At 66.3% G+C, this 8,944-nt stretch carries 8 protein-coding genes; 7 read left to right on the top strand and 1 reads right to left on the bottom strand.

Annotation, left to right across the window (positions count from 1 at the left end; translation table 11 throughout):
- Positions 1 to 293: 293 nt before the first annotated feature.
- Positions 294 to 932, bottom strand: a complete 639-nt coding sequence (locus tag BRAS3809_RS02950) for a TetR/AcrR family transcriptional regulator (protein ID WP_008960612.1) — start codon at positions 930 to 932, stop codon at positions 294 to 296.
- 260 nt (positions 933 to 1,192) lie between these two features.
- Here BRAS3809_RS02950 and BRAS3809_RS02945 point away from each other — a divergent pair, with 260 nt between their 5' ends.
- From BRAS3809_RS02945 to BRAS3809_RS02915, 7 genes are read left to right on the top strand one after another with little or no spacing between them, the layout of a single operon-like run.
- Positions 1,193 to 2,053 (top strand): FAD binding domain-containing protein, encoded by an 861-nt coding sequence (locus tag BRAS3809_RS02945; protein WP_008960611.1) that lies wholly within the window; start codon positions 1,193 to 1,195, stop codon positions 2,051 to 2,053.
- Complete coding sequence (locus BRAS3809_RS02940; protein WP_008960610.1) at positions 2,050 to 2,580, top strand: (2Fe-2S)-binding protein; 531 nt, start codon at positions 2,050 to 2,052, stop codon at positions 2,578 to 2,580. The genes BRAS3809_RS02945 and BRAS3809_RS02940 overlap by 4 nt, the downstream gene beginning before the upstream one ends.
- Positions 2,577 to 4,952 carry a xanthine dehydrogenase family protein molybdopterin-binding subunit gene (locus tag BRAS3809_RS02935; RefSeq protein ID WP_008960609.1) on the top strand — a complete coding sequence of 792 codons (2,376 nt, stop codon included), beginning with the start codon at positions 2,577 to 2,579 and terminating at the stop codon, positions 4,950 to 4,952. Before BRAS3809_RS02940 ends, BRAS3809_RS02935 begins: the two co-directional genes overlap by 4 nt.
- Positions 4,953 to 4,976: 24 nt before the next feature.
- A complete protein-coding gene (locus tag BRAS3809_RS02930) occupies positions 4,977 to 6,227 on the top strand; it encodes an ABC transporter substrate-binding protein (RefSeq protein WP_008960608.1) in 1,251 nt (416 codons plus the stop codon).
- A 10-nt stretch (positions 6,228 to 6,237) separates the two neighbouring features.
- Positions 6,238 to 7,110 (top strand): branched-chain amino acid ABC transporter permease, encoded by an 873-nt coding sequence (locus BRAS3809_RS02925; protein ID WP_008960607.1) that lies wholly within the window; start codon positions 6,238 to 6,240, stop codon positions 7,108 to 7,110.
- Positions 7,110 to 8,111: a branched-chain amino acid ABC transporter permease gene (locus BRAS3809_RS02920; protein ID WP_008960606.1), complete on the top strand. Its 1,002-nt coding sequence runs from the start codon at positions 7,110 to 7,112 to the stop codon at positions 8,109 to 8,111. The genes BRAS3809_RS02925 and BRAS3809_RS02920 overlap by 1 nt, the downstream gene beginning before the upstream one ends.
- Positions 8,108 to 8,863: an ABC transporter ATP-binding protein gene (locus tag BRAS3809_RS02915; protein ID WP_008960605.1), complete on the top strand. Its 756-nt coding sequence runs from the start codon at positions 8,108 to 8,110 to the stop codon at positions 8,861 to 8,863. The genes BRAS3809_RS02920 and BRAS3809_RS02915 overlap by 4 nt, the downstream gene beginning before the upstream one ends.
- Positions 8,864 to 8,944: the final 81 nt, after the last annotated feature.

The following is an 8,944-nucleotide window of genomic DNA, read 5'->3' as shown; positions in this document are numbered from 1 at the left end:
GGATTCAGTCGGTCGTCGCAACTCTCGATGAGGAGGTTGCGATGGGTATCCGAAAGAGGCGGTCGACGCGGGCGCAGCTGGGATCAATGGGGCAGGGTGATCTGATATTTTGTATGCGGCAGTAGGCGCAGGGGGGGGCCGATCGTTGTTGCCGGCGCTGGTGCGATGAAACCTGCGGCAGACATCGTGCGCGGTCGGTTGCAATGCAGGACGGATCACGTTCAACACATGATGATGATCAGATCATGCCGCCTGCACAGCAGCTTGAATAGCTGGCTTGGCGCCGCCGCTGCTCACGACGTATTCTTGGATGCGCCATCCTGCAGCAATCTGGGGAGCGCCAGTCGCGCCCCGTCCATGAATAGGACGATGGCATCGCGTACCGTCTGGTCGAGATCCGACGGGACGGGCGTCCCATAAACGAACTTGCGGATCGCGAGATAGAAGATGCGGCCGTGCAGGCCCCAGAACATCTCGGTCTCGCACCCGCCGAGCGGGACGGTCTGCGCGTCCGGCAGCGCCAGCTCATGCCGCAGCTCGATTGCGGCGGGCTCGATGATTTCGCGCCGGACCAGATCGAGATAACGTCCCGCAATTCCGAACGACTTCAATCCGGAGAACACGAAGATCCGCACCCAATTGTACTCGAACACGCGCGCGACATAGTCAAGATAGAAGCTCGTCAGCCGGGCCTGCAGCGGCTGGCTGCGGTCGCGGATCAGCGGGCCCCAGTCCTGTGACCAGCGGCTCAGATAGACGTCCTGATAGACGCGCTCGATCAGCGCTTCCTTGCTCGGGAAGTGCCGGTAGATCACCGAATGCGCGATGCCCATGCGCTTGGCGAGCTCCCGCGTCTGACCCTCGAAGCCGCGCTCGGCGAAGAAGCGGATGGCTTCGTCGACGATCAGCCGCTCACGGTCGGCCGCGCGCATGTTGCGGCGCTTCGCTTGCGGTGCACTGCTGGCACGGGCCGCGCGGGTGCGGCTCGCGGGAATCTTCGAACTGACTGTCTTCGGGGCTCTGGCCATGGTCTCGATCGATCGTCGCAGAGGTCATCTGATAGCCGAAAGCTGATTTGCGACCAATCGTTCGTTTCTGGTTGACCGCGGCGGCAGCGTCGTGCACTGTTTTGAGACCAGATGGTCACAAATCTGGGTGTCCGGGCTGATGGGTCCGGGATGCGAGGAGACGGATGAAAGCGAGGGCTTTCAGCTATTTTCGTGCGAGGACGATCGACGAAGCGCTGGCCGCTCATGCCGGCGCCGGCGATGAGGCGCGCTTTATTGCCGGGGGCCAGAGCCTGGTTCCGGCACTCGCGCTGCGCCTGCAGGCGCCCACGATCCTGATCGACATCAATCACGTCGACGAGCTGCGCGGCATCAGGCGCGAGGGCGACCGGCTGCGCATCGGAGCGCTGACGCGGCATCGCGAGATGCTGACCGAGCCGCTTATCGCTGAGTTCGCGCCGCTGCTGCGGGCGGCCGCGCCGTTCGTCGCCCATCCCGCCATCCGCAATCGCGGCACCCTCGGCGGCAGCGTGGCGCTGGCCGATCCGGCCTCGGAATTTCCCGCGATGGTGTTGGCGCTCGATGCGGAGATCGAGATCGCCGGTCCGTCCGGGCGCCGCATCGTCAAGGCCGATGAGTTCTTCATCGATCTGTTCGAGACCGCGCTCGCGCCGGGCGAGCTGCTCGTCGCGATCCGGGTCCCACTGTTTCGCAGCAACCAGCGCATTGCGTTCGACGAATTGGCGCGGCGGCGCGGGGATTACGCGCTGGTCGGCTGCGGCATGATCGCAACCTTCGACCAGCATCGGATCGCCGATATCCGCATCGCACTGTTTTCGGTCGGCAATTTGCCGATGCGGGCGATATCCACGGAGGCGGCCCTGGTTGGCTCGCGCCTCGACGCCGAGCGGATTGCCGCGGCGCAAACGGCGCTCGGCCAAGACCTCGCCCCCGCTGAGAGCGACGATGTTCCCGCGGCGATGCGCATGCATCTGGCGCGCGTGCTGCTCGGACGAGTGCTCGGACGGCTCGGGGAGGCGGCATGAGCGGCGCACCGGTGGAGCTCGACGACGTCGACGATGCGGTCCGCGTCCGCATGGTCGTGAATGGTCGCAAGGTGGCTTGCGACGTCGCGCCGCGCGACACGCTGGTGGATGTTCTGCGGGGTCCCCTGGAGCTGACCGGCACCCATGCCGGCTGCGAGATGGGCGCCTGCGGCGCCTGCCTCGTGCAACTCGACGGTTGCGCTGTCCACGCCTGCCTGATGTTCGCCGTGCAGGCTGATGGCGCGCGGATCGATACCATCGAGGGGCTTTCGGCAAGCGGGGTGATCGCTGATCTGCAAGCCGAGTTCCATCGGCGCAACGCCCTGCAATGCGGCTTCTGTACGCCGGGCATGCTGATGACGGCGCATGAGCTGCTGTCGCAGGTGGCGCGGCCGGGCCGCGAGGCGATCCGCGACGCGCTCTCCGGCAATTTCTGCCGCTGCACCGGATATGAGGCCATCGTCGATTCCATTGCTGCCGTTGCCGAGGCACGCGCGGCCAAGGCTGCGGAGGGCTCGTCGCGATGACCGCGCCGCTCACCTCGCTCGACCGACCCAACTCCTATATCGGCCGCTCGGTGCCGCGCCCGAACGCCAAGCGGCTGCTGGCCGGGCGCGGACGCTACGTCACCGATCTCCGCCTGCCGCGCATGCTGCACGCGGCGTTCCTGCGCAGCCCGCATGCGCATGCGCGCATCATCAGCATCGACGTCGACGCGGCGCGCGCGCAGCCCGGCGTGCATCTGGTTGCGAGCGGCGCTGACCTCGCCATGATCTGCACTCCCTGGACCGGCACGCTCGACCATTTCAAGGGCATGATCTCCGAGCCGCAGCTGCCGTTGCCGATCGATCGCGCCGTCTGGGCCGGGCAAGCCGTCGTTGCCGTGGTCGCCGAGAGCAGGGCAATCGCCGAGGATGCGCTGGAGCGGATCACGGTCGACTATGAGGAGCTGCCGGCGGTGGTCGATCTCGACGCCGCGCGTGCGCCGCATGCGCCTCTGGTCAATCCGGCTGCGTCGTCCAACATCTGCTTTCGCACCCAGCTCGACAGCGGCGGCGTCGACGAGGCCTTTGCCGCGGCCGCCCATGTCGTCGAGGAAGAGTTCGGCTTCGGCCGGCATACGCCGGTCACGCTGGAGCCGCGCGCCATCGTCGCGGACTACGAGCCCGACAGCGGCGTGCTGACGGTGCATCATGCGACGCAGACGCCGTATCAGTTCCAGGATCTCTATTCCCGTCACTACGGCATTCCCGAAGCGCGTGTGCGCGTGATAGCGCCTGACATCGGCGGCTCCTTCGGCATGAAGCTGCATGTCTATCACGAGGACATGGCGGTGGTCGGGCTGTCGATCCTGCTCGGCCGCCCGGTGAAATACGTCGCCGATCGCATCGAATCCTTCGTCTCCGACATTCATGCCCGCGACCATCACGTCCGCGCGCGCATGGCCGTCGATGCCGATGGCAAGATCCTCGCCATGGACGTTGTCGATGTCACCGCCATCGGCGCCTTCTCGACCTATCCGCGCACCAGCGTGGTCGAAGGCAACCAGGTGATCCGCCTGATCGGCGCGCCCTATGGCTTCAAGTCGTATCGGGCGGCGCTGGAGGTCGTGTTCCAGAACAAGGTGCAGACCAGCCAATATCGCGCGGTCGGCCACCCCATCGCTTGCGCGGTGACGGAGCGGATGGTGGACCTCGCCGCTGAACGCGTCGGCCTCGATCCTCTCGTGATGCGCGCGAACAACGTGATCGCCGACGATGCCTATCCGGCGGCGTCGCCAACCGGTTACAAATTCGAGGCGCTGTCGCACGAGGCTTGCCTCCGGCGCCTGCGTGCGATCATGAATTATGACTCGCTGCGCGACGAGCAGGCGGCGTTGCGCCGGCGTGGTGTCCATCGCGGCATCGGTATCGCCACCTTCGTCGAGATCACCAATCCGAGCCCGGCCTTCTATGGCGTCGGCGGCGCCCGCATCTCCTCGCAGGACGGCGCGACCATCAGCCTGACGCCGTCGGGCGAGGTGCGCTGCGCGATTTCGGTCACCGAGCAGGGGCAGGGCACCGAGGCGATCGTCAGCCAGATCGTGGCCGAGCAGCTCGGCATCGCCCAGGAGCACGTCAAGGTCCTCACCGGCGACACCGAGGTCACGCCGCATGGGGGCGCGACCTGGGCCTGTCGCGGCGCCGGCATCGGCGGCGAGACGGCGCTGCAGGCGGCGCGGCAACTCAAGGCCAACATTCTGGAGATCGCCGCGCTGATCCTGCAGGAGCAGCCGGCCGCACTCGACATCGTCGATGGGCAGGTCGTGAGCAGGTCGACGCAGCAGCCGCGCCTGGCGGTTGCCGAAATCGCGCGCATCTCCTATTTCCGATCGGACACCTTGCCGCCGGGCACCCAGGCACAGTTGACCGTCAGCCACCACTTCGCGCCACAGGGCTATCCGTTCGCCTTCACGAACGGCGTGCAGGGCTGCTACCTCGAGGTCGACGTCGATACCGGCTTCATCAAGCTGCTGAAGCACTATGTCGTCGAGGATTGCGGCCGCATCATCAACCCGATGCTGGTCGACGAGCAGTTGCGTGGCGGCGTGGTGCAGGGGCTGGGTGCGGCGCTGTTCGAGGAATGCCGTTACGGCGAGACGGGGCAACTGCTGAACGGCTCGCTCGCCGACTATCTGGTGCCGATGGCCATGGAGATGCCCGATATCGTCATCGACCATGTCGAGACGCCGACGGCCGACACCATCCTCGGCGCCAAGGGCTGCGGCGAGGCCGGCACGGCGGCGGCGTCGGCCTGCGTGCTCAATGCGGTCAACGACGCGCTGACGCCGTTCGGCGCGTCCATCAATGCCATTCCGATCACGCCCGCGCGCGTGCTCAAGGCGCTTAATCGATACTAACAAGACAAGATGAGGGAGGACATCATGCCAGGCTTCGAGACCACGTCGCGACGCGCAGGACTTTCCCGCCGCAAGGCGCTGCTGGCCATGTCGGCGGGTGCCGCCGCGCTGGCGATGCCGCGGCTCGGCCGCGCCGCCGACGACGGCATCCGCATCGGCTTTCCGACGCCGCTGACCGGCCCGTTCGCGGCCGAGGCCCGCGACCAGGTCAAATGCGCCGAGCTCGCGGTCAAGCTTGTCAACGACAAGGGCGGCATCGCCGGGCGCAAGGTCGAGCTCCTGGTGCGCGACGACAAGCTCAATGCCGGCGAAGCGGCGACGCGGACGCTGGAGCTGATCGAGAAGGACAAGGTGCACGCCGTCGTCGGCGCGCTCTCCAGCGCGGTGCAGCTCGCCGTCAACGAGGTGACCCGCGCCCGCGGCGTGATCTATGTCTCGATCAGCCAGTCCGACACCATCAATGAGGTGAAGGATTTCAGCAAATACACCTTCCACGAGGCGCTGAACCCGCACATGACCACGGCGGCGGTGGCGCGGCAGACGCTCAAGAAAGGCATGAAGGTCGCCCATCTCGTCGCCGACTATGCCTATGGCCATGAGATGCTGCGCGGCTTCAAGCGCGCGCAGGCTTCGATCGGCGCCGAGAGCGTCGGCGAGATCCTGCATCCGTTCGGTGCCGCAGACTATTCCACCTTCATGCCGCGGCTGATGTCGATGCGGCCGGACGTGCTGTGCATCAGCAATTTCGGCCGCGACCAGGCCAATGCGATCAAGCAGGCGGTCGATTTCGGCATCAAGCAGCAGATGAAGATCGTGGTGCCGGTGATCCTGCACAACCAGCGCCTTGCCGTCGGCCCCGACGTGTTCGAAGGCGTGGTCGGCGGCGCCAATTACTACTGGGGCCTGGAGACTCAGAACAAGACCGCGGCCGAGTTCAATAAGGAATTTCGGGCCGCGAATGGCGGTGCGATCCCGACCGACTACGGTGCCTATGGCTATTCCGGCGTCGGCTCGCTGCTGCAGGCGATGCAGGTCGCCGGCGGCACCGACACCGACAAGGTCATCGCGGCGCTGGAGGGCCTGCAATACGACCTGACCAAGGGTCCGCAGCACTATCGCAAGTGCGACCATCAGTCGGTGCAGTCGGTGCTGGTGCTGGAATCGAAGAAGAAGTCGGCCATGGCCAACGACAACGATCTGTTCGCGATCGTGGCCAGCGATCCCGGTGCGGAAGAGATGCTGCGCAGCTGCAGCGAGCTCGGTCACGCGACCTGATCCCGACCGCATGGACCTCTCGCTGATCATCATGCAGCTGTTTTCCGGCATCGCCCTCGGGGCGGTGCTGGTGATCACCGCGCTCGGCCTCACCATCGTGTTCGGCATGCTCGGCGTGGTCAATTTCGCCCATGGCGCGCTGTTCATGATCGGGGCCTATGCCGGACTGTATCTGGCGTCACTGACCGGCAGCTTCTGGTGGGGGCTCGTGCTGGCGCCCGTGCTGGTCGGCGCGTTCGGCATGCTGATCGAGCGCGTGCTGGTCCGGCGGCTGTACGGGCGGTCGATCGATGATCCCCTGCTGCTCACCTTCGGCCTCAGCTACATCCTGGTCGAGGGCGTGCGCATCGTGTTCGGCAGCGACGGCATCCCGTTTCCGACGCCCTCGCAACTGGTTGGCGTCGTCGATCTCGGTGTTGGCTTCTTTCCGAAATATCGGCTGTTCGTGATCGCGCTGGTCGCCGTCGTGCTGCTGCTGCTGTGGCTGATGCTGGAGAAGACCCGTGTCGGCCTGATCGTCCGTGCCGGCGCGCGTGATCCGCAGATCATGCGCGTGCTCGGCGTCGACATCGGCAAGGTGTGGCTCGCGATCTTCGGCCTCGGCGTCGGGCTCGCCGCACTCGGCGGCGTGCTGGCCGGGCCGATGCGCAGTGTCAACCCGGAAATGGGCACGCTGGTGCTGGCGGAGGCGTTCGTCGTCACCGTGATCGGCGGCCTCGGCTCGATCGTCGGCGCCGTCGTCGCCGGGCTGATGGTCGGCGTCTGCATCAGCATGGTGGCGCTGTTCGCGCCGGAAATGGCGACCATCGTGATGTTCGCCTTGATGGCCGCGGTGCTGCTGGTCCGGCCGCAGGGCCTGTTCGGCCTCAAGGGGAGGGCGTGATGACGGTGCAGTCGACCGGCGAAGCGCCGTCGCTCTCCCCTAGCCAGCGCCTGTTTGCGGTCCTGTCGGATCACCGCGTGCTGGTGTCGCTCGTCGCATTGGCGCTGCTGCCCTGGCTGTTGCCGTCGAAGGCGCTCGCCGTGAACGTCCTGATCTATGGCGTCGTGGTGATGGGCTACAATCTGCTGTTCGGCTACACCGGCCTGCTGTCGTTCGGCCATGCCGCCTTCTTCGGCGCCGGCGCCTATCTGACCGGCATCGCCATCGGCCGCTGGGGCCTGCCCTGGTTCGCCGCCGTGCCGCTCGCGATCGCCGCGAGCACCGCGCTGGCCGCCCTCATCGGCACGATCTCGACGCGGACCCGCGGCATCTACTTCTCCATGGTCACGCTCGCGCTCGCGCAGCTGGTCTATTACGTCGCATTGCAGGCCTCGTCCCTCACCGGCGGCGAGAACGGGCTGCGCGGCTTCACCGTCGACCGCATCAATCTGCTCGGGCTGCCGATCAACTTCCTCGATCCGGTCAACAAATACTACATCCTGATGGCCTTCGCGGCGCTGGCGCTCTGGGTACAGTCGCGTATCCTCAATTCGCCGTTCGGCGCGGTCATCGAGGCGATCCGCGAGAACGAGCAGCGCGCGCGGGCCTGCGGCTACGACGTCGAGCGCTGCAAGCTGATCGTGTTCATGCTGTCCGGCGCGATCTCGGCGGTGGGCGGCTGCATGTCGGCGCTGCATCTGTCGATCGTGCCGCTCGATTCCCTGCATTACCAGACCTCGGGCATGATCGTGATGATGGTGCTGCTCGGCGGCGCCCGCAGTTTCTTCGGACCGTTCATCGGCGCGGCCACCTTCCTGATCCTGGAGGATGTCGTCTCGCTGTGGACGCCGCATTGGCAGATCGTCGTCGGCGCGATCTTCGTCGTGTTCGTGCTGTTCCTGCCGAAGGGCATCTGGGGCACGCTGCTGGATGGTCTGCCGGTTGCGAGGGCGCAGCGATGAGCACCGCGCTGCTGCAGGCCGAGGGCATCGGCCGCCGCTTCGGCGGCTTCACCGCGCTCGAGGACATCTCGGTGTCGTTCGCCAGGGGCGAGCTGACCTCGATCATCGGCCCGAACGGCGCCGGCAAGAGCACGTTCTTCAACATCCTCTCCGGCACCTTGTCGCCCAGCATGGGCACACTGCGCTTCAAGGGGCGTGAGCTCAACGGCATGCCGCAGCATCGCTTCGTGCACCAGGGCATCTCGCGCTCGTACCAGATCACCAACATCTTTCCGGACCTGTCGGTGCATGAGAACGTCCGGGTCGCGGCCCAGGCAATGCGGGTGAGCTACGACATCTGGCGCCGCCGTGCCGATCTCGTCGAGCTGAGCGAGCGTGCCGATGCGGCGCTGGCGTCGGTCGGGTTGATCGGAAAGCGCGGCGAGCAGGCCAAGTTTCTCGCCCACGGTCAGCAGCGCGCGCTGGAGATCGCGATCGCGCTCGTGTCGGAGCCCGAGCTCTTGCTGCTCGACGAGCCAACCGCCGGCATGGGTCCGGAAGAGACCAAGGAAATGGTCGCGCTGCTCGAGCGGCTGGCGGAGCGGCGCACGGTGCTGCTGGTCGAGCACAAGATGAAGATGGTGCTGGGCCTGAGCCAGCGCGTGATCGTGCTGCATCATGGCCGGCTGCTCGCCGATGGCAAGCCGGAGGAGATCCGCGGCAATCCCGACGTCCGCCGCGTTTATCTGGGACAGAGTGAAGGCTATGGCTGAGACCGCTTTGCTCGAGCTCGATCGTGTCCAGGCCTGGTACGGCGCGAGCCATGTCCTGCATGGCATCTCGCTGCGCGTGAA

This window comes from Bradyrhizobium sp. STM 3809, from assembly GCF_000239795.1.
GTDB lineage: Bacteria > Pseudomonadota > Alphaproteobacteria > Rhizobiales > Xanthobacteraceae > Bradyrhizobium.
This window is presented reverse-complemented; position numbering and strand designations above follow the sequence as displayed.